This window comes from Streptomyces sp. NPDC013157 (assembly GCF_042899865.1).
In the GTDB taxonomy this organism is placed as follows: domain Bacteria; phylum Actinomycetota; class Actinomycetes; order Streptomycetales; family Streptomycetaceae; genus Streptomyces.
Genome location: NZ_JBIBAK010000001.1, coordinates 1,183,031 through 1,203,400, shown reverse-complemented (window position 1 = coordinate 1,203,400; position 20,370 = coordinate 1,183,031). Strand labels below are relative to the sequence as shown.

General features: G+C 72.7%; 19 protein-coding genes. 6 read left to right on the top strand and 13 right to left on the bottom strand.

What is annotated here, in order from left to right; translation table 11 throughout:
- Positions 1-52: 52 nt before the first annotated feature.
- The 5 genes from ACFY6U_RS05225 to ACFY6U_RS05205 all read right to left on the bottom strand — a co-directional run bounded on the left by ACFY6U_RS05225 (position 53) and on the right by ACFY6U_RS05205 (position 5,277).
- Positions 53-1,684: an FAD-dependent monooxygenase gene (locus ACFY6U_RS05225; protein WP_390035139.1), complete on the bottom strand. Its 1,632-nt coding sequence runs from the start codon at positions 1,682-1,684 to the stop codon at positions 53-55.
- A gap of 236 nt (positions 1,685-1,920) precedes the next feature.
- Positions 1,921-2,823, bottom strand: a complete 903-nt coding sequence (locus ACFY6U_RS05220) for an amino acid ABC transporter permease (protein ID WP_390035138.1) — start codon at positions 2,821-2,823, stop codon at positions 1,921-1,923.
- Positions 2,820-3,485, bottom strand: coding sequence for an amino acid ABC transporter permease (locus ACFY6U_RS05215; RefSeq protein WP_293999038.1), 666 nt, complete (start codon positions 3,483-3,485; stop codon positions 2,820-2,822). Before ACFY6U_RS05215 ends, ACFY6U_RS05220 begins: the two co-directional genes overlap by 4 nt.
- A 118-nt stretch (positions 3,486-3,603) precedes the next feature.
- On the bottom strand, positions 3,604-4,440 hold the full coding sequence (locus ACFY6U_RS05210) for a glutamate ABC transporter substrate-binding protein (RefSeq protein WP_390035137.1): 837 nt from the start codon (positions 4,438-4,440) through the stop codon (positions 3,604-3,606).
- A gap of 60 nt (positions 4,441-4,500) precedes the next feature.
- Complete coding sequence (locus tag ACFY6U_RS05205) at positions 4,501-5,277, bottom strand: amino acid ABC transporter ATP-binding protein (RefSeq protein WP_351484917.1); 777 nt, start codon at positions 5,275-5,277, stop codon at positions 4,501-4,503.
- Positions 5,278-5,595: 318 nt separating this feature from the next.
- On the opposite strand from ACFY6U_RS05205, the gene ACFY6U_RS05200 reads away from it, so the two are divergent.
- Together ACFY6U_RS05200 and ACFY6U_RS05195 are read left to right on the top strand one after the other, a co-directional pair.
- Complete coding sequence (locus ACFY6U_RS05200; protein ID WP_390035136.1) at positions 5,596-6,288, top strand: response regulator transcription factor; 693 nt, start codon at positions 5,596-5,598, stop codon at positions 6,286-6,288.
- A gap of 9 nt (positions 6,289-6,297) precedes the next feature.
- Positions 6,298-7,695 carry an ATP-binding protein gene (locus tag ACFY6U_RS05195; protein ID WP_390035135.1) on the top strand — a complete coding sequence of 466 codons (1,398 nt, stop codon included), beginning with the start codon at positions 6,298-6,300 and terminating at the stop codon, positions 7,693-7,695.
- A gap of 122 nt (positions 7,696-7,817) precedes the next feature.
- On the opposite strand, the gene ACFY6U_RS05190 is transcribed toward ACFY6U_RS05195, so the two are convergent.
- Positions 7,818-8,816, bottom strand: a complete 999-nt coding sequence (locus tag ACFY6U_RS05190; protein ID WP_390035134.1) for a TAXI family TRAP transporter solute-binding subunit — start codon at positions 8,814-8,816, stop codon at positions 7,818-7,820.
- Between the two features lie 111 nt (positions 8,817-8,927).
- Here ACFY6U_RS05190 and ACFY6U_RS05185 point away from each other — a divergent pair, with 111 nt between their 5' ends.
- A complete protein-coding gene (locus ACFY6U_RS05185; RefSeq protein WP_390035133.1) occupies positions 8,928-9,362 on the top strand; it encodes a MazG nucleotide pyrophosphohydrolase domain-containing protein in 435 nt (144 codons plus the stop codon).
- A gap of 7 nt (positions 9,363-9,369) precedes the next feature.
- On the opposite strand, the gene ACFY6U_RS05180 is transcribed toward ACFY6U_RS05185, so the two are convergent.
- From ACFY6U_RS05180 to ACFY6U_RS05170, 3 genes are all read right to left on the bottom strand, one after another.
- Positions 9,370-10,821: a hypothetical protein gene (locus tag ACFY6U_RS05180; RefSeq protein WP_390035132.1), complete on the bottom strand. Its 1,452-nt coding sequence runs from the start codon at positions 10,819-10,821 to the stop codon at positions 9,370-9,372.
- A 217-nt stretch (positions 10,822-11,038) separates the two neighbouring features.
- Complete coding sequence (locus tag ACFY6U_RS05175; RefSeq protein ID WP_390035131.1) at positions 11,039-11,398, bottom strand: DUF6204 family protein; 360 nt, start codon at positions 11,396-11,398, stop codon at positions 11,039-11,041.
- Between the two features lie 76 nt (positions 11,399-11,474).
- Entirely contained in the window at positions 11,475-12,026 is a 552-nt protein-coding gene (locus tag ACFY6U_RS05170) for a histidine phosphatase family protein (RefSeq protein ID WP_390035130.1), read from the bottom strand.
- 137 nt (positions 12,027-12,163) lie between these two features.
- Here ACFY6U_RS05170 and ACFY6U_RS05165 point away from each other — a divergent pair, with 137 nt between their 5' ends.
- Positions 12,164-12,997 (top strand): isocitrate lyase/phosphoenolpyruvate mutase family protein, encoded by an 834-nt coding sequence (locus ACFY6U_RS05165; protein WP_390035129.1) that lies wholly within the window; start codon positions 12,164-12,166, stop codon positions 12,995-12,997.
- 186 nt (positions 12,998-13,183) lie between these two features.
- Complete coding sequence (locus ACFY6U_RS05160) at positions 13,184-14,704, top strand: amidohydrolase (RefSeq protein ID WP_390035128.1); 1,521 nt, start codon at positions 13,184-13,186, stop codon at positions 14,702-14,704.
- Between the two features lie 118 nt (positions 14,705-14,822).
- Here ACFY6U_RS05160 and ACFY6U_RS05155 read toward each other — a convergent pair whose 3' ends face one another.
- Entirely contained in the window at positions 14,823-16,166 is a 1,344-nt protein-coding gene (locus tag ACFY6U_RS05155; protein ID WP_390035208.1) for a lysine N(6)-hydroxylase/L-ornithine N(5)-oxygenase family protein, read from the bottom strand.
- Between the two features lie 84 nt (positions 16,167-16,250).
- Between ACFY6U_RS05155 and ACFY6U_RS05150 the strand changes: the two genes are divergently transcribed.
- Complete coding sequence (locus ACFY6U_RS05150; protein WP_390035127.1) at positions 16,251-17,204, top strand: methionyl-tRNA formyltransferase; 954 nt, start codon at positions 16,251-16,253, stop codon at positions 17,202-17,204.
- A gap of 43 nt (positions 17,205-17,247) precedes the next feature.
- On the opposite strand, the gene ACFY6U_RS05145 is transcribed toward ACFY6U_RS05150, so the two are convergent.
- Genes ACFY6U_RS05145 through ACFY6U_RS05135 form a run of 3 tightly spaced genes read right to left on the bottom strand, consistent with a single transcriptional unit; the run spans position 17,248 to position 20,280 of the window.
- On the bottom strand, positions 17,248-18,156 hold the full coding sequence (locus ACFY6U_RS05145; RefSeq protein ID WP_390035126.1) for an ABC transporter ATP-binding protein: 909 nt from the start codon (positions 18,154-18,156) through the stop codon (positions 17,248-17,250).
- A gap of 4 nt (positions 18,157-18,160) precedes the next feature.
- Positions 18,161-19,252, bottom strand: a complete 1,092-nt coding sequence (locus ACFY6U_RS05140) for a FecCD family ABC transporter permease (RefSeq protein WP_390035125.1) — start codon at positions 19,250-19,252, stop codon at positions 18,161-18,163.
- 2 nt (positions 19,253-19,254) lie between these two features.
- Positions 19,255-20,280, bottom strand: a complete 1,026-nt coding sequence (locus tag ACFY6U_RS05135; protein ID WP_390035124.1) for a FecCD family ABC transporter permease — start codon at positions 20,278-20,280, stop codon at positions 19,255-19,257.
- Positions 20,281-20,370 lie beyond the last annotated feature (90 nt).

The following is a 20,370-nucleotide window of genomic DNA, read 5'->3' as shown; positions in this document are numbered from 1 at the left end:
CACCACGCCGGTGCGGGCCGGTCAACTCGCCGTCAGCATGTGGACCGCCTGGTCACCGCGTGGGGGAACCGGCCTCCGCCCCGGCCTTCTGTTCCGCCTGCTCGCTCTTCTCCTGGTCCTTGCCGCCCAGCGTCGCCTCGGCCGCCGCGTACAGGTCGGCGGGGCGGACCCCGTTGAGGGCGGTGACCAGATGGCCGTCGGGGCGCACGAGCAGCACGGTGTGCGCCGGGGCGCCCGGGTAGGCCTCGGCGACCAGCAGCTCGGCGGGGTGCGGCAGCGCCGTCACGGCCGCCGCGAGCCGGGGCATGATCCCGGCGGAGACCCAGTGCTTGCGGTCCCACACGCCCGTACCCGGCGCGATCAGGACGACGAGCAGCGCGCCGCGGCCGAGGCGGGAGCGCAGCTGCACGAAGGTGCCGTCCTCCGCGGTGACCCGGACATCGGTGACCGGTGTCCCCGGCGGGGTGTCGACCGGGATCTCGTGCTCCAGGTGCCGGGGGGCGAGGGGCGAGTCGGCGTACGCCCCCGGCGCACCGAGCGGGCCCTGCCCCAGGTGACCTTCCGTGAGGAGCGCGTCGTGCCCCCGGGACGCGCCGGGGACGAACCCGCGCAGCCCGCCACCGCCGCGCAGCACCGGCAGCACCTGGTCGGCCGCGCGCAGCCGGGCCGCGATCACCGCGCGCCGCTCGGTCTGGTAGCTGTCGAGGAGCGCCTCGTGCGGTCCGTGGTGCCAGGCAGGGGCCAGCTTCCAGGCGAGGTTGTCCACGTCCCGCAGCCCCTCGTCGAGGCCGTGCGTCCCGAGCGCGCCGAGCAGGTGCGCGGCGTCCCCGGCGACGAACACCCGGCCCACCCGCCACCTGCGGGCGAGGCGGTGGTGCACGGTGTGGACGCCGGTGTCGAGCAGGTCGTACGGCGGTGTGGTGCCGCCCGTCCAGCCCGCGAGGGTCTCGCGGATCCGGGTCAGGAGCAGCTCGGGCGTGACCAGGTCCTTGCCGGGCGGCAGCAGCCAGTCCAGGCGCCACACGCCGTCCGGGAGGGGGCGGGCGGTCACCTCCCCGGCCGAGGGCCCGGACGTCCGCCACGGCGGTGTCCGATGGAGCAACGCCTGGCCGGGCCACGGAAGTTCCGTGCGCAGCGCGGCGACCGCATGTCGTTCCACCGCCGTACGGCCCGGGAAGCGGATGTCCAGGAGCTTGCGCACGGTCGAGCGGGGGCCGTCGCAGCCCACCAGATAACTGCCGCGCCACCAGGTGGCCTTGGGGCCCCGGGTGTGCGCGGTGACTCCGGTGCGCTCCTGCTCGACGGCGTCCAGGCGGCTGTCGGTGGCGACCTTGACCAGCGGTTCGTCGGTGATCGCGGCGCGCAGGGCGTCGGTCAGCACGTGCTGTGCGAGGTGCAGCGGGGACGGCTCGCGGGCGTCGTCGAAGACGACCTCGCGCAGCACCTGCCGGCGCCGCATCGAGCGCCAGCCGGTCCAGCGGGCGCCCAGATCGTCCAGCGGGGCACCGGACAGGCGCGCCACCAGGGCGGCGGTGTCCTCGCGGAGCACCACCGTGCGCGCCGGGCGCGGCTCGTCCTTGCCCGGGCCCTCGTCCAGCACGACGGACGGCACCTCCTGGCGGGCCAGCGCCAGGGCGAGCGTGAGCCCGACGGGCCCCGCTCCGACGATGATCACCGGGTCCACGGCGCGGCGCCCCCTGCCCGTACGCAAGTCCCGACGGACATCGATGAAGGGGTGGGTGGAGCAGGGTGCACGATCACAGAACGTATGCAACAGACTGGGCGCCACCCGGTCAAGCGGCGCACCCGGGGACACGTCAGCATGGCGGGCGCGCGAACCCCGTCGGGCCGCCGGAACGCGGTGGAGGCGGCGGCCCGACGGCCGCCGCCTCCGTACCCGGTGCGCGGGTTGACTCCGGGTCAGGCGGAGGCTCCCGAGCCGAAGGCTCCGGCCACCTCGGCCGCGTTCAGGTCGTGGACGTCCTCGGGGCCGAGGACCGCACCCGTGCCCCGCTTGCTGCGCCGCAGCCGGCGCTCCAGCCACGAGGCGAAGGTGGTGAGCGCGAGGTTCAGCACGATGAAGACGACCCCCACGACGACGAAGCTGGGGATGACGTTGGCGTAGTTGGCGGCCAGCGTGCCGCGCGCGGTGAGCAGTTCCGTGAACTGCAGCATCACACCGCCCAGCGCGGTGTCCTTCACGATCACCACGAGCTGGCTGACGATGGCAGGCAGCATCACCGTGACCGCCTGCGGCAGCAGGATGCCGGTCATCGTCTGCCCCTTGCGCAGCCCGATCGCGTACGCCGCCTCCGTCTGCCCCTTGGGGAGCGCGAGGACGCCGGCCCGTACGACCTCGGCGAGCACCGAGGCGTTGTAGAGCACCAGGCCGGTGACGACCGCGTACAGCGGCCGTTCGTCGCTGCCGACGTCGGTGGAGCGGACGTAGAACTCGTTGGCGAACAGCATCAGCAGCAGGACCGGGATCGCGCGGAAGAACTCCACGATCCAGGCGGCCGGTATCCGCACCCAGGCGTGGTCGGACATGCGGGCGATGCCGAAGACCGCTCCCAGCGGGAGGGCGATGACCATGGCGAGCGCCGCGGCCTTGAGCGTGTTGCCGAGGCCCGGCAGCAGGTACGTGGTCCACGCCTCGGAGGTGGTGAACGGCTGCCACAGGTCCCACTTGAGCTGGCCCTTGTCGTCCATCTTCTGCCAGACCCACCAGACCGCGAGGGCGAGAAGCAGGACGAAGACGACGGAGAGGACCACGTTGCGCCGCTTGGCGCGGGGCCCGGGGGTGTCGTACAGGACGGAGCTCATCGCTTCACCGCCAGGCGCTTGGCGAGCCAGCCGAGGAACAGGCCGGTCGGGAGGGTCAGGACCACGAAGCCGAAGGCGAAGACCGCGCCGATGGCCAGCGTCTGGGCCTCGTTCTCGATCATGGTCTTCATCAGGGCCGCGGCCTCGGCGACGCCGATCGCGGCCGCCACCGTGGTGTTCTTCGTCAGCGCGATCAGGACGTTGGCCAGCGGGCCGATCACCGCGCGGAAGGCCTGCGGCAGCACGATCAGCCGCAGGGTCTGCGAGAAGTTCAGCCCGATCGCGCGGGCCGCCTCGGCCTGTCCGAGGGGCACGGTGTTGATGCCGGAGCGGATCGCCTCGCAGACGAAGGCCGCGGTGTAGGCGGTCAGGCCGAGCACCGCGAGGCGGAAGCCCTGGACCTTGAAGTCGGAGGCGCCCAGCGTCACACCGAAGATGTCGGCGAGGCCGAGCGAGGTGAAGATGATGATGACCGTCAGGGGGATGTTCCGGACGATGTTGACGTAGGCGGTGCCGAACCCGCGCATCAGCGGTACCGGACTGACCCGCATCGCGGCCAGCAGGGTGCCCCAGACCAGGGAGCCGACGGCGGAGAGGACGGTCAGTTCCACCGTCGTCCAGAACGCCCCTAGGACGTCGTAGCCTTGAAGAAAGTCGAACACGATTTCCCGCGCTTCCGGGTGTGTGGCGTACGTGGAGGGCATGGCGCGCCGCCGCCGGGGAAGCGGTGGCGGCGGCGCGCGCGGGGTTCGGGGGTTCGGTTCCGCCGTGCGCGAAGCCTTACTTGACGATCACGCCGATCTTCGGGGCGGGCTCGTTCTTGTAGTTGGCCGGGCCGAAGTTCTTGGTGACGGCCTTGTCCCAGGAGCCGTCGCCGACCATCTTCTCCAGCGCCTTGTTGATCTTGTCGACGGTCGCGGAGTCGCCCTTCTTGACGCCGATGCCGTAGTTCTCGTTGCTCAGCTTCAGGCCGGCGAGCTTGAACTGGTCCTTGTACTTGTCCTGGGCGGCGAAGCCCGCGAGGATCGAGTCGTCCGTGGTCACCGCGTCGACGGCGCCGCTCTGCAGGCCGGCGATGCACTCCGAGTAGGTGCCGACCTCCTTGAGGTTGGCCTTCGGGGCGATCGTCTTCTGGATGTTCTGCGCCGAGGTCGAACCCGTCACGGAACACAGCTTCTTGCCGTTGAGGTCCGCGCCCTCGGCGATCGTCGAGTCCTTCTTGACCAGCAGGTCCTGGTGGGCCAGCAGGTACGGGCCGGCGAAGTCCACCTTCGCCTTGCGCTCGTCGGTGATCGAGTAGGTGGCCGCGATGAACTTCACGTCGCCGCGCGCGAGGGCGTTCTCCCGGTCGGCGCTCTTGGTCTGCACGAACTCGATCTGGTTCGGCTTGTAACCCAGCTGCCCGGCCACGTAGGTGGCCACGTCCACGTCGAAGCCGGAGAAGGATCCGTCGGGCTCCTGGAGGCCGAGACCGGGCTGGTCGTACTTGATGCCGACCTTGATCTTGCCGCCGCCCGAGGAACCGCTGTCGTCCTTGTCGCCGCCGCCGCACGCCGTGGCGGACAGGGCGAGCGCGAGCACGGCGGCCGAGGCGGCGGTGACCTTGCGGAGCTGCATGATGAACATCCCTCGTTCTGGTGAAGACGGCTGTGAAAGGAAGCGGGGGTCTGCCGCTTTTCAGTGGTGCAGGATCTTCGACAGGAAGTCCTTGGCCCGGTCGCTGCTCGGATTGCTGAAGAACTGGTCCGGGGTGGCCTGTTCGACGATCCGGCCGTCGGCCATGAAGACCACCCGGTTCGCGGCCGAGCGGGCGAAGCCCATCTCGTGGGTGACGACGATCATCGTCATGCCGTCCCTGGCCAGCTGCTGCATGACCTCCAGGACCTCGTTGATCATCTCGGGGTCGAGGGCCGAGGTCGGCTCGTCGAAGAGCATGACCTTCGGGTCCATCGCCAGCGCCCGCGCGATGGCGACGCGCTGCTGCTGGCCGCCGGAGAGCTGCGCGGGGTACTTGTCGGCCTGGGTGCCCACGCCGACCCGGTCGAGCAGGGCGCGGGCCTTCTCCTCGGCCTGTCTCCGGTCCGCCTTGCGGACCTTGACCTGGCCGAGCATCACGTTCTCCAGCACCGTCTTGTGCGCGAAGAGGTTGAAGGACTGGAAGACCATGCCGACGTCGGCGCGCAGCCGGGCGAGTTCCTTGCCCTCCTGGGGCAGCGGCCTGCCGTCGATGGTGATCGTCCCGGAGTCGATGGTCTCCAGGCGGTTGACGGTGCGGCACAGAGTGGACTTGCCGGACCCGGAGGGCCCGATCACCACGACGACCTCACCGCGGGCGATCGTCAGGTCGATGTCCTGGAGCACGTGCAAGGCGCCGAAGTGCTTGTTCACGCTCTTCAGGACGACCAGTTCGCCGGTCGCGGCCACGTCCTCCTTGGCCACCGATACTTCGGTCATCGCTTTCGGGCTCCGTCCTCATCGGTTTCGGAGGAATGTAGTTTTCGCTGATGACCAGCGTCATTACATCTGAGGGAGATCTGAGCATCACGATCCGGTAGCAGGCGGACACGTGTCGTAGCATCGGCGGCCGCCCGGGTATCGGCCGCGTAACGGAACCCGCGCGCCACCGGAACCCACTTGACGCCGTCGGCGTCCATCAGCGTGACTGCTCCTCGGGCACGCGCGCGTGCGCGCGCTTTCTGCAATGCGCGGGTTTCCACGGGCGAGCCGCCGACGAACCACGACCGTACGACCGCTGAACCGGAGGGGGCCGGGATGAGACTGCTGCTCGTCGAGGACGACAACCACGTCGCCGCCGCACTCTCCGCGGTCCTGGCCCGGCACGGGTTCTCCGTCACCCACGCCCGCAGCGGCGAGGAGGCCCTGCGGGCCCTCGTCCCCGAGAGCGACGGCTACGACGTCGTCCTCCTCGACCTCGGCCTGCCCGACCAGGACGGCTACGAGGTCTGCGGCAAGATCCGCAAGCGCACCAGCACCCCGGTCATCATGGTGACGGCCCGCTCGGACGTCCGCTCCCGCATCCACGGCCTCAACCTCGGCGCCGACGACTACGTGGTGAAGCCGTACGACACCGGCGAACTGCTCGCCCGGATCCACGCCGTCAGCCGGCGCACCCACCACGAGGACGGCCCGGCAGGGGCCGACGGCGACAGCGCGCTGCGGCTCGGCGCCGTCCGCATCGAACTGCCCACCCGCCAGGTCAGCGTGGACGGCAAGGTCGTGCAGCTCACCCGCAAGGAGTTCGACCTGCTGGCGCTGCTCGCCCAGCGGCCCGGCGTGGTCTTCCGCCGGGAGCAGATCATCAGCGAGGTCTGGCGCACCAGCTGGGAGGGGACCGGCCGCACCCTGGAGGTGCACGTCGCCTCGCTGCGCGCCAAGCTGCGCATGCCCGCGCTCATCGAGACCGTACGCGGCGTGGGCTACCGGCTCGTCGCCCCGGCCGCGTAGCGGGGACGGGTGCACACACGTCTCCTTCCGCTGCTCATCGTCCTGATGGCGGCCGTGCTGCTCGCGCTCGGCGTTCCGCTCGCCGTCAGCACGGCCTCCGCGCAGCAGCAGAAGGTCGTCGTCGACCGCATCGACGACACCGCGCGGTTCGCGGCCCTCGCCCAGTTCGTGACCGACACGCCCACCACCGCGCGCCCCATGCGCACGGACGACCGCCTGGAGACCCTCCGCCGCGAACTCGCCAGCTACTACGGCGTCTACGGCATCCGCGCGGGCGTCTTCTACCGGAACGCCTCCTCCATGGCCAACGCCCCCGAGGACTGGGTGCTGCCGGAGACCGGCGAGGTCCGGGAGGCCTTCGGTGAGGCCCTGCTCAGCCGCCGCAGCCACGATCCCGCCCAGGTGTGGCCCTGGCAGCGCACCCGGCTGGTGGTCGCCTCGCCGGTGATCCGGGACGGTGACGTCGTCGCCGTGGTGGTCACCGATTCGCCCACCGGTCCCATGCGTTCCCGCACCCTGCGCGACTGGCTGGTCATCGGCGCCGGCGAGTGCGCGGCGATGCTGCTCGCCGTCGGCGCGGCGCTGCGGCTGACCGGGTGGGTGCTGCGGCCGGTACGGGTCCTCGACGCCACCACGCACGCGATCGCCAGCGGCCGGCTCAAGTCCCGGGTCGCGGCGGCCGGCGGCCCGCCGGAACTCAGACGGCTGGCCCGGGCGTTCAACGAGATGGCGGACAACGTCGAGGACGTGCTGGAGCAGCAGCGGGCCTTCGTCGCCGACGCCTCCCACCAACTGCGCAACCCCCTCTCCGCGCTGCTGCTGCGCATCGAGCTGCTCGCCCTCGAACTGCCCGAGGACAACGAGGAGATCGCCTCGGTCCGCACCGAGGGCAAGCGGCTCACGCAGGTCCTCGACGACCTGCTCGACCTGGCGCTGGCCGAGCACGCCGAGGCGGACCTGATGACGACCGACCTCGGAAGGCTGGCCGAGGAGCGGATCGCCGCGTGGGCACCGGCCGCCGCGGCGAAGGGGGTCCGGCTGACCGGCGACTGCCCGCCGACCACCGGGTGGGCCGACCCGGTGACGCTGTCCAGCGCGCTGGACGCGGTGATCGACAACGCGGTGAAGTTCACGCCGGAGGGGGGTGCGGTGGAGGTGACCGTGGCCGCCGACGGTGACGTGTCCACGGTCGTGGTGACCGACTCGGGGCCGGGACTGACGGATGAGGAGCTCGCGCGCGTGGGGGACCGGTTCTGGCGGAGCGGGCGGCATCAGAACGTGAAGGGGTCGGGGCTGGGGCTGTCGATCACGCGGGCGTTGCTGGCGGCGGGTGGGGGTGCGATCGAGTACGAGCACGGTGAGCCGCGGGGGTTGCGGGTGACCGTGTCGGTGCCGCGGGGTGGGTGAGACGGTGGTGGGCGCGGTGGTGGGTCGGGTACGGGTCGGTGGGGGGTGCTCGCGCAGTTCCCCGCGCCCCTTTGGGGCGCTTCGATCCGGCGCGCTTCGATCCGGGGCGCTTCAAGCCGCGCTCAGGGCTTGACCGAGCGGTAGTACCGCCTGGCTCCCTCCTGCAGCGGCAGCGGGTCCGTGTAGATCGCGGTGCGGAGGTCCACCAGCTGGGCCGAGTGGACGTGGTTGCCGATGTCGTCGCGGCTCTTGATGACCGTGCGCGTCACCCACTCGGTGAGGCGCGGGTCGACGTCCTTGCGGGTCATCAGGACGTTGGACACCGCGATCGTGGGCACCGTCGTGCCCTGCTGCACGGACGGGTACGCCGACTCCGGCATGTTGGTCGCCCGGTAGTAGAGCGCGGCCTCCCCCTCGGTGTGCAGCCTGGTGACGAGGTTCCCGCCGATCGGGACGAACGTGAAGCTGAACTTCTTCGCCAGGTCCAGCAGCCCCTTGGTCGGCAGGCCGCCCGACCAGAAGAACGCGTCGATCTTGCCGCGCCGCAACTGGTCCGGGCCGGTGTCTATGCCGTCGGAGACCGGTGTGATGTCCTTCGCCGGGTCCATCCCGGCGGCCCTGAGCACCCGGTCGGCGATCAGCCGGACCCCCGAGTTGGGCAGCCCGATCGCCACCCGCCTGTGCCGCAGCTGCGCGACGTCGGTGATGCCCGAGTCGCGGGGTACGACGAGCTGGACGTAGTCGTCGTAGAGCCGGGCCACCCCGCGCAGCAGTCCGGCGTCCTGGCCGCCGTTCAGTTCGTACGTCTCCACCGCGTCGGCCGCCGCGATGGTGAAGTCGGCGTGGCCGGTCGCCACCCGCCGTACGTTCTCGTACGACCCGTTGCTCTGCACCAGCTTCACCTTCAGGCCCGGCATGTCCTTGCGCAGCTCGGTGCGCAGCCGCTCGCCGTACTCCTGGTAGACGCCGCGCAGCGTCCCGGTGCTGAAGACGATCGTCCCGGTCGGCGGCTTCTCGCCCAGCGGCAGCAGCCACCACAGCAGCAGGCCGAACGCGACGACGCCGGCCGTCGCGCACTGGAGGGCACGGCGTCTGCCGACACGGGGGAGCAGCTTGGACATGCGCGCGATCCTGCCAGCCGGTCACCGTCCTGACCAGGGCCGGGGGCGGGGCGGGGCCGGGAGCCCGGCGGCGGACCGTGACTGTCGGTGGCGGCCGCTAGAGTCGTTCGCATGACCAGTTCCGTCCCCGGTGCCCCGTCCGGTACCTCGCCCGCCCGCCTCGTCCGGGAGTTCCACCACGCCTTCGGCCTGGACGCCCGCACCACGCCGACCGAGGTCTCTCCCGAACTGGCCGCGCACCGCGGGGAGCTGCTCGCCGAGGAGGCCGCGGAGGTCGCCGAGGTCGCGGTCGGCGGGCCCCTCGACCGGCTCGCGCACGAGCTGGCGGACGTGGTCTACGTGGCGTACGGCACCGCACTGGTGCACGGGATCGACCTCGACGCGGTGCTCGCCGAGATCCACCGGTCCAACATGAGCAAGCTGGGGCCCGACGGGCAGGTGGCCCGCCGGGCCGACGGCAAGGTCCTCAAGGGGGAGCACTACCGGGCGCCGGACGTCTCGGCGGTGCTGCGCCGCCAGGGCTGGACACCGGGCGGCGCGGCCTGACCCGGGATCAGAGGGTGCCGCCCGCCAGCTTCCACTCGCGGTGCAGGGCGCCCAGCGGGATGCTCCGTTCCAGCACCGGCGTGCCGAAGACCGACAGCTGGAGGCGGAGGGTGCCGGAGAGGTCGACACCGCCGTAGAGGTTCCAGGCACCCTCGGCGTCCGCGCCCGGGGTCGCGGAGGTGGCGGTGACCGCGCCGGTGGCCTCGCCCCGCAGGTACGGCGCCAGGTCGGCGGTGACGCCCACGCTGCCGTAGAGACCGACGGAGGCCTCGGCGCCCAGCGCGGTCCGGACGCTTCCCGCGGTGGTCACCGAGGTGCGCACCGGCGTGCTCGTCAGGGTCGAGCTGCTGACCGGCGTCCAGCCCTGGGCGGTGCCGAAGGTGCCGCCCGCCTTGAAGTCGCCCTTCAGGTTCTGCTCCACGTCGACGGTGATCTTCCCGTCGCCGCTCACCTGGAGGTAGCAGGTCAGGTCGAGGTTGACGACGACGGGGACCGGGCCGACCTGGAGGACCGGGTCGGCGTGCAGCTTGGCGAACGGGATGCGCAGCGGGGTGGCCGTGGCGCCGGCCCGCCCCTTGACCGCCCAGCCGGAGTCCCAGTCGCCGGAGACGCCGAGGTAGGCGGAGCCGGGCGCGGTGCCGGTGCCCGCGCCGCCGTAGGCGAAGTCGACCTGCGGGGCGACCTGGACGAAGCCGGAGACCGAGGCCGCGGCGGAGGCCGGCGCGCCCTCGGCGGCCGGTATCCCGGTGCTGACGTCCAGCCGGAGGCTGCCGAGCGGCACGGTGGCGCCCTTGGGGCCGACGTGCCCGTCACCGGCCTTGGACCAGGACACCTTGACGTCCGGGAGCAGCGTGTCGACGTCGAAGGCGGCCGGGTCGACGGGCACGCTGCCCTTCGCGGTGTCGTCGCCGAGCAGGGCGTCGAGGGTCGCGGGCTCGGTCTGCACCTGGGTGCCCGCGTCGGTCTCGCCGAGCACCTTGGTCACCTTGGCGAGCAGCCCGTCCGGGGCGCCGGGCGCGGGGGCGCTGGCGATGACGTCACCGACGGCGGCCTGGTGGGCGGCGGCCGGTGCCGAGGCGCTGGGGGAGACGGCCGGGGAGGCCGGGGCGGTCGGATTCCCCTTGCCCGTCGGATCACCCTTCGGGGAACGGGCTATGACGGCCCGTCGGGTCCTGGTGTCGTACGAGCTGACGGTGAGCGTGGTGCGGTGGGCCGGACGGCCCGCGCCGGCCGAGCCCGCGGCCGTGGTCGCGGTCGCGGTGGGTGCGGCGGCGACGGCGAGCGCCGGGCCGTCCGTGCCGGCGGCTGCGCCGGTGTCGTCGGAGACCCGGGCGGCCTCCCGGGCGTGGCCGTCGGCGGCGGCCTGGTGCTGCGGCGAGGAGCAGCCGGCGGCGAGGAGGAGGGCGGTCACGGCGAAGGCGGGCGTGAGGGCATGCCCGAGCCTTGTGCGTCTGCGCAAGGTCAGTCCTGAGGGTGGGGGGTGACGAAGAGACACCGATCATGATTACCGGCGAGTAGAGCCGACCGGTAACTCGATGTGGCCAAGAGCATGCCACGCCCGCCGCACAGGCTCCCCACGATCCGGCCACATCCCGACGTGACCTGAACCACGGCGACTTCAGGCCGCCATGGCCGTATCCACGGGGCCGGAGTCAGGGCTGGAGTCGGCGCCGGAGTCAGTCCTGCCGCTGCGCGGCCGCCCGGCGCTGCCGCTTGCCGAGGGGTGCCTGGGAGAGGTCCTCCGCGCTGGACCTGAGGTTCTTGTAGCCGTAGCCGCGCTCGGTGAGCCACGCCCTGGCAGCCTCCTCAGCGCGCTCGGTCGCCACCAGGATGTCCTCCTCTTCCTCCCCGGTGTCCTGGAAGCGGAAGGTGAAGGCCGGACGGGCGGTGATGTCGTAGCTGAGGTGCCCCTCGGGTGTGAAGGCCGCGCGCAGCACGTCGTGCTCGGCGGCCCGGGAGAGGAGTTCGGCGCGCTGCTCGGCGCTGAGGCCGTCGAAGACGCCGCGGACGGTGAGGCGGAAGGTGCGGGTGGTCATGGCGCGACCCTAGGCAGGACGGGGCGCACCGCTCCACCGCATTTCCGGCGCCCGCGGGACCCCGCCCGCCGGACGTCTACCGGCCGACCTGGCCGAGCCGCAGGTTCCAGCGCCCCGGGCCGCCCGTGATCTCCGTCGCCGACAGCGGCGGGACGTCCACGCGCCAGAACGCCGCCTCGGGCGCCCCCAGTGCGTGCAGCACCATGGCGCGCACCACCTCCGGCTCCACCACGGCGATCGTCCTGCCGATCGTCAGGCCCGTCCGGTCCAGCCAGCCGGCAGCCCGCGCGCACAACTCCCGTACCGATTCGCCCCCGTGGGGTGCGGCCCCCGGGTCGGTCAGCCACCTGAGCAGGGCGTCGGGTTCGGCGGTGCCGACCTCCTCGAGCGTCAGCCCCCGCCAGCGCCCCGCGTCCAGGCCCGACAGCTCGGGTTCCGCCGAGGCGTCGAGGCCCAGTGCGGCCGCCGTCTCCCGGCACCGCACGCTGGGGGAGCTGACCTCCTCGCCCGCGGCCGGCAGGGACAGCGCCACCGTCTCGGGCTTCTCGATCGAGTCGCCGTCGTCGAAGCGGGCCCGCCGCAGCGAGGGGGTGATGGCGGGGGCTATGAGGATGACTCGGCAGGTCACGGGCGGAAGTTCCTCCTCGGTCGGACAGCGGGTGCCGACGACGGCGAGTGCCGGACGCGCACGAGAGTACGCCGCCCCGGACCGTGCCGGGCGTCGCCGGCACCTGATGGTCAGTGCCGGCTGGCAGAGTGTCCGGCGTGGACACTCAACGTCGAGAACGGGCCGCACGCTTCGTGGAGTTGCACCGGGAGGGCTGCTTCCTGCTGCCCAACGCCTGGGACGCGGGGAGCGCCCGCGTTCTGGAGTCGGCCGGTTTCCCGGCCTTGGCCACCACCAGTGCGGGCATCGCCTTCTCCCTGGGCCGTGCGGACCACGACTACGGCGGAAGCCGCGTCGACCGTGCCACGATGACGGGCCGGATCCGGGAGATCGCCGCCGAGGTGCGCGTCCCGGTCAGCGCCGACCTGGAGGACGGGTTCGGCGAGGCGCCCGAAACCGTGGCCGGGACGATCTCGGCGACCCTCGCGGCCGGAGCCGCCGGCGGCAACATCGAGGACTTCACGGGCGACCGCTCCCGGCCGCTGTACGACCCGGAGCTCTCGGCCGACCGGATCCGCGCCGCGCGCGAGGTGATCGACGCGGCCGGCGAGCCGTTCGTCCTCGTCGGCCGCACCGACGTGCTGCTCACCGGCGGCCCGCTCGACGAGACGGTGCGGCGCGCCAACGCGTATCTGGCGGCGGGTGCGGACTGCGCGTTCGTGCCGGGCGCCGCCGACGCCGGGACGATCGGCACGCTGGTGCGGGCGATCGACGGCCCGCTGAACGTGGTGATGGGCCTGACAGGCGGCGCCCTGTCCCTGGCCGACCTCCGCGAACTCGGCGTGCGCCGGGTCACGGTGGGCGGCAGCATCGCCCGGGCGATGTACGCGCACCTGCTCGCCGCGGCACGGGAGCTGGCGGAGCGGGGGACCTTCTCCTACGCCGAGAACCAGATCTCGCAGACGGACCTGAACGACCTCTTCCACAGGTGACGGTACGTCAGTGGTGGGTGCGCCGAGTGTGCGGCCGCCTAGGGCGACCAGGACCGGTAACGGCGCAGTTGGCGGCGCGCCACCAGTTGCTCGGGGATGAGGGCGGGATCATGTTGGGTAAGGTGAGCCTAAGTTTGTCTTCTCGTCGCTGTTGAGGGCGGGCGTGCCGCCTCGGAGGGAGCCTCGATGACGGACTTCGCGACCACTCCGCTCGGGTCGGCCGCGGTGACCCTCGCCCGGGTGCGGCTGGGGGCGGGCGGCCCGTTGGCCGGTGTGCGGGTGGAGGACGGCCGGGTCACGCAGGTGGTCCCGGAGCGGGACGACGCGGCGCCCGCCGGACCCGCCGCCGGTGAGCGGGTCGTCGATCTGGACGGGCGCTTCCTGCTGCCCGGGCTGTGGGACGCCCATGTCCACCTCGCCGAGTGGGCGAGCGCGCGCCGCCGGCTCGACCTCTCCGGAACCACCTCCGCGCGGGAGGTGGCCGACCGGGTGCGCGCGCACGGCCGTACGGCACCCGGCGCGGGAACGGTCCTGTTCGGATACGGCTTCCGGGACGGGCTCTGGCCCGACGCCCCGGACCGGCGACTCCTCGACGCGGTCCTGCCGGACCGTCCGGTCGCCCTGGTCAGCGCCGATCTGCACGCCGTGTGGCTGAACTCCGCCTGCCTGGCGCTGGTCGGCCGGGGCGACCACCCGACCGGACTGGTCCGGGAGGCGGAGGGGCACGAAGTCCTCTCGGCCCTGCCCGAGGTGCCGGCCGGGACGCTGGACGACTGGGTCGCCGACGCCTGCCGGGCAGCCGCCGCGCGCGGGGTCACCGGGGTCATCGACTTCCAGTTCGGCGACACCGTGGGCGCCTGGGAGCGGCGCTCGGCACAGGTCCCGCCGGCCGTACGGGTGTCGGCCGCCGTCTACCCGAGCCACCTGGACGCGGCCGTGGCGCGCGGACTGCGCACCGGCTCCGAGATCGGCGACTCCGGCGGCCTGGTGCGGGTCGGCCCGCTCAAGCTCTTCACGGACGGCTCGCTCAACACCCGTACCGCGCTGTGCCGCGACCCCTACCCGGGGCTGGAGAACACGGAGCACGCGCACGGCATCGAGCAGACGGCACCGGACGAGCTGGTACGGCTCATGCGCCGGGCCGCCGCCCACGGCATCGAACCTGCGGTGCACGCCATCGGCGACCGGGCCAACACCGTCGCCCTGGACGCCTTCGAGGCCGTGCGCTGCCGCGGCCGGATCGAGCACGCGCAGCTGCTGAGCCCCGAGGACCTCCCGCGCTTCGCGGAACTGGACGTCACGGCAGGGGTGCAGCCCCGGCACGCGACGGACGACCGTGACGTGGCGGACCGGTACTGGGCCGGACGCACCTCGCGCGCCTTCGCCTACGCCGACCTGCTGGCCGCCGGGGCACGGCTGGAGTTCGGCTCGGACGCCCCCGTCTCCCCGCTCGACCCCTGGCTCGCCGTCGCGTCGGCCGTCACCCGTACCGACGACGACCGTCCCGCCTGGCACCCCGAACAGCGCCTGCCGGTACGGGACGCGCTGGCCGCGGCGGCCCGCGGGCGCCGCCTCATCAGGGTCGGGGACCCCGCGGACCTGGCGGTCGTGGACGTGGATCCGCTGACGGCGGCTCCGGACGCCCTGCGCGCGATGCCCGTGCACGCCACGATGACGGCCGGGCGCTGGACCCACGGGCCGTACTGACACCGCCCGCCTCGGACCGCCCGCCTTGGAGGGGCTTGGCCGCCAGAGCCCGTGGCCCGGACGGGACCGTACCGTCCGGGCCACGGGAGTGCGGCGGGTGGTGGAGCGGCGGGGCGGGTCAGGCCGCCGTCGCCCGGTCGGCCAGCAGGGACCGGTGGATCTCCTGCGCGCGGACCGCCACGGTCGACAGCAGGGTGCTGGTGAGCCCGTGGGTGTGCTCGGTCCCGCCCTGGAGGTAGATGCCGGCCTCGACCTCCGGCACCGTCTCCACGCGGTGGTCCCGGCCGACCCGGATCGCGTCGCCGTCGTCCTTGAGGCACAGCTTGCCCGCGTCGCCCATGAGCGCGGTCAGGTCCCGGGGCCGGTAGCCGGTGGCGAGCACCAGGACGTCGGCGGGCAGCGTCTGCTGTTCGCCGGTGGGCAGGAACTCCACGGTGACGTCCAGACCGCCGGCCGTGCCGTCCGCTCCGGGTGCGCCGGGCACGACGTCGCGGACGCGGGAGACGTTGAGGAAGCGCAACCGCTCCCGGCCCGCCACCTTCTCCCGGTACGTGGTGGCGTACAGCGACTCGATCAGGTCCATGTCGACGACCGAGTAGTTGGTGGAGCGGTGGTAGTCCAGCAGGGACTGCTTGACCGCGGACGGCGCGGAGAAGTAGACGTCGACCGCCTCGGGGTCGAAGATCCGGTTGGCGAACGGGCTGTCGTCCGCGGGCGTGTAGCCGTACTTGGCGAAGACCGAGCAGACCTCGGCGTCCGGGAACGTGCGGTGGAGGTAGTCCACCGTCTCGGCGGCGCTCTGCCCGGCGCCGAGCACGACCGCCCTCCGCACCGGCGCTCCCGCCGCGGCCAGTTGCTCGGCCCGCGGAATCAACTCGCTGTTGTGCCAGACCCGTTCGGCGAGCTCCAGCCCCGGCGGCACATGCGGTTCGAGTCCCGTCGCCACGCTGATGTTGCGCGTGCGGTGGGTCACGGTCGTCCCCGGGCGGGCCGTGTCCCGGCAGGTGACGTCGAAGAACGCCACCCGGCCGTCGTGGTCCCGCACCGGCTTCACCGCGATCGCCTCGCTGCCGTACGACACCAGGTGCGCGACCCGGGCCGCGGCCCACTCGAAGTACTCGTGGAACTCCATTCGCAGCGGGAAGAGCGTCTTCTGGTTCAGGAAGTCGATCAGTCTGCCCTGTTCGCGCAGGAAGCAGAGGAAGCTGTAGTCGCTGGTCGGGTTGCGCAGGGTGACGAGGTCCTTGAGGAAGGAGACCTGCATCGTGGCGTCGTCGATCAGCATGCCCCGGTGCCAGCCGAACCGCGGCTGCCGCTCCAGGAACAGGGCGTTGAGACGGCTGCCCGCCGCCAGACCCGTGTTGTGCTCCTCAACCGCTATGGACAGGGCGAGATTTGACGGGCCGAAACCGATTCCGATGATGTCGTGGACGACGTCGGAACCCATGACCGGTGATTTCACCTTGGCATCGCCTCCCTCAGGCAGACCCATGCTAGATAAGGTAAGGCTTACCTAGCAATGGAGTCTGTGAAGGGAAGGTCCGTCATGCGGGTCGTCATGCTCGGCTACCAGACCTGGGGTCACCGCACGCTGCAGGCGCTGCTGGACTCCGACCACGACGTGGTCCTCGTCGTCACCCATCCGAGGAGCGAGCACGCCTACGAGAAGATCTGGGACGACAACGTCGCCGAGCTGGCCGAGAAGCACGACGTACCGGTGCTGCTGCGCAACCGCCCCGACGACGCCGAACTCCTGGCCGCGGTACGGGAGTCGAGGCCGGACATCATCGTCGCCAACAACTGGCGGACCTGGCTGCCCCCGGAGCTGTTCGACCTGCCCCCGCACGGCACCCTCAACATCCACGACTCACTGCTGCCGGCCTACGCCGGGTTCTCCCCGATCATCTGGGCGCTGATCAACGGCGAGGAGCGGGTCGGGGTGACCGCGCACCGCATGAACGCCGAACTCGACGCCGGGGACGTCCTGGTGCAGCGCTCGGTGCCGGTCGGGCCCACCGACACCGCTACCGACCTCTTCCACCGGACCGTCGGACTGATCGCGCCCATCGTGCGCGAGTCCCTCGACCTGATCGCCGCCGGCCGGGACACCGGCCAGTGGGTGCCGCAGGACCGCACCCGCGCCAGCTTCTTCCACAAGCGGTCCCTGGAGGACAGCCGCATCGACTGGACCTGGCCCGCGGAACGCCTGGAGCGCCTGGTGCGGGCCCAGTCCGACCCGTACCCGAACGCCTACGCCTACCACCGCGGCGAGCGGCTCAGGATCGTCTCCGCCGCCGTCTCCGAGGGGCGTTACGGCGGCACCCCGGGCCGGATCTTCATCCGCGAGGGGGACGGCGTGGTCGTCGTGGCGGGTGCCGACGCCCACACCGGGCGCTGCCGGGGGCTGCTGGTCCGGCGGGTACGCACGGACGACGGCACGGAGTACGCGGCGGCGGACTACTTCCGCACCATGGGGGGCTACCTGACGTCCCGTCCCTGAGGGCAGGCCCGTCGTCAGGGGCGGTTCCGACCCGGCCGCCGGTTCAGTCGACGGCGGCCGGGGCCGGGACTGGGCCCTCGGCGTCTCGCGTGCCGCCGTCGCGGGCGTCGCCGTCGTGATGGTGGCGGCCGAGCGGGATGACCATCGGCGTGCCGCTGACCGGGTCGGGGGTGATCCGGCAGCGCAGGTCGAAGACGTCCTCGACGGTCGCCTCGGTGACCACGTCGGCCGGTGCGCCCTGGGCGACGATGCGGCCCGCCTTCATGGCGATGACGTGGTCGGCGTACCGGCAGGCCTGGTTGAGGTCGTGCAGCACCATCACCACCGTGCGGCCCTCGCGCCGGTTGAGGTCCGTGACGAGGTCCAGGACGTCGATCTGGTGGGCGAGGTCGAGATAGGTCGTCGGCTCGTCCAGGAGCAGCACCGGGGTGCCCTGGGCGACGGCCATGGCGATCCAGGCGCGCTGCCGCTGGCCGCCGGAGAGCTCGTCCACCGGCCGGTCCGCGAGCTCGGTCAGGCCGGTCGCCGCCAGCGCGGCCCGCACCGCCTCCTCGTCCGCCGCCGACCACTGCCGCCACCAGGTCTGGTGCGGGGAGCGTCCGCGGTTCACCAGGTCGGCGACGGTCAGCCCCTCCGGCGCCACCGGTGTCTGCGGCAGGATGCCGAGCGTGCGGGCGAGCTCGCGGGTGGGTATGGAGCGCAGCGCGGTGCCGTCCAGTTCCACGACGCCTTCGCGCGGGGCCAGCAGCCGGGCGAGAGCGCGCAACAGGGTCGACTTGCCGCAGGCGTTGGCACCGACGATGGCCGTGATCCGGCCGGTGGGCACGGTGAGGTCGAGGTCGGCCACCACCGTCCGCCCGTCGTAGGCGAGGTGGAGGCCGCGGGCCCGCAACTCGGGTCCGGGAGAGGACTGTTCGAGGGTACCCGGGGTGCGCGGGGCGGTGGTCGACATGGGATCAGCCTCCAGATCCCGCGCGGTTGGCGCGGACGAGCAGCCACAGCAGGACCGGCGCGCCGAGGGCGCCGGTGACGACCCCGACCGGCAGTTCCGTCCCGGGGACCGCCTCGCGGGCGAGGAGATCGGCGCCGAGGACGACGAACGCGCCGGTGAGACCGGAGACGAGCGGGGGCGGTGCCGGGGTGCCGGCCAGCCGCAGGGCGATCTGCGGGCCGGCCAGGGCGACGAAGGCCACCGGCCCGGCCGCCGCCGTGCCGAAGGCGACCAGGCCCACCCCGGTCAGGAGCAGCGCCAGCCGGACCGGCTGGACGGGAGTGCCGAGCCCGGCGGCCACGTCGTCGCCGAGCTGGAGCGTGCGCATCCAGCGGCCCAGGCCCAGGGCGACCGGCAACAGGACGGCCAGGGCGATCGCCAGGGAGTCCACCTGGCCCCAGGTACGGCCGTTGAGGTTGCCGACCAGCCAGCCGAGCGCCTCCTCGGCCTGGAACCGGTTGCCCCGCGCCACCAGGAAGTCGGTGGCGCTGGTGCAGATCCACGAGACGCCGATGCCGACCAGGATGATGCGGTAGCCGGTGGCCCCGTCCTTCCAGGCCAGTGCGTACACGAGCAGCGCGGTCGCCAGGGCGCCGAGCAGCCCGACGGTGGACAGCCCGAGGCCGCCGGCCCGGCCGAGGACCACCGCCGCGACCACCGCGGTGCCGGCGCCCTCGGTCAGCCCGATCATGTCGGGGCTGGCCAGCGGATTGCGGGTCATCGTCTGGAACACCGCACCGGAGACGCCGAAGGCGAGGCCGACCAGGAGGCCGGTCAGGGCGCGGGGCAGCCGCAGGTCCCGTACGACGACGAGCGTGCCGGGGTCGCCCACGCCGAAGAGGGCCTTGACGACGTCGGGCAGGCTCACCGGGTAGTCGCCGAGGGCCAGGCCCCAGCAGAACAGCGCGAACGCGCCCGCGCCGACGAGGACTCCGGTCAGCACCAGGCGCGGCCGCAGGATGCCGGAGACCGGGGGAGCGGCCAGCCGGAACGGCCGGTCGCGCAGCACGGGCGGGGCGGCAGCCGCAGCGGGAGCAGGAGAGGGTTGTGCGGGCACGCTCACACCTCCGCGAGTTTCCGGCGGCGGACCAGGGCGATGAAGAACGGGCCGCCCAGGAAGGCGACGAGGACCCCGGCCTGGATCTCGGTGGGCCGGGCCACCATCCGGCCCATGATGTCGGCGGACAGCAGCAGGACCGGCGCCAGCGCGGCGGACAGCGGCAGCAGCCAGCGGTGGTCGGGGCCGATGCCGGCGAACTGCGCCAGCAGCCGGGCGATGTGCGGGACGACCAGGCCGAGGAAGACCACCGGACCGATGACGGCGACCGACGCGCCGGTCAGCAGCACGATCGCGATCACCCCCTGGAGCCGTACCAGGCCGAGCCGACGTCCCAGGGACGCGGCCACGTCGTCGCCGAGCGCAAGGCTGTTGAGGGCGGGCGCGCAGGACAGCGCCAGTACGGCGCCCACGGCGAGGAAGGGCAGGATGCGCACCAGGTCGCCGGAGTCCTGGTCGGCCAGGGTGCCGGCGGACCAGAAGCGGTAACGGTCCAGCGCGTCTTGGTCGGTGAGCACCACCGCACTGGTCAGCGACGACAGCAGCGAGGTGACGGCCACTCCGGCGAGCGCCAGCTTCACCGGGGTGGCCCCGGAGCGGCCGAGCCGGCCCAGGAAGAAGACCAGCACGCTCGCGGCGAGCGCCCCGGCGAACGCGAACCACACATAGCCGTACAGCGATCCGACCCCGAACACCGCGACCGACACGACGATCGCGAAGGACGCGCCCGCGCTCACCCCGAGGATGCCGGGGTCGGCAAGGGGGTTGCGGGTCAGGGCCTGCATCAGCGCACCGGACATGCCGAGCGCGGCGCCCGTGGTCAGGCCGAGCAGGGTCCGGGGGATGCGCACCGACCAGATCACGTTGTCCACGAGCCGGCTCGGCGGATGTCCGAGGACCGAGCGCACCACCTGGCCGAGCGGGACGCTCAGCGCGCCCAGTGCCACGGAGAGCAGGCACAGGAGGACCAGGAGCGCGACGATCACTGTCACCAGCACCGTGGTGCGAAGCCTTCTGCCTGAAGCCACTTGCCGGTCTCCATGCCGTCGTCCGGGGGATCGCGAACAGTCCTGAGAGCAGGTTAGGTGAGCATAACCTCAGCTGCTGTGACTTGGGCC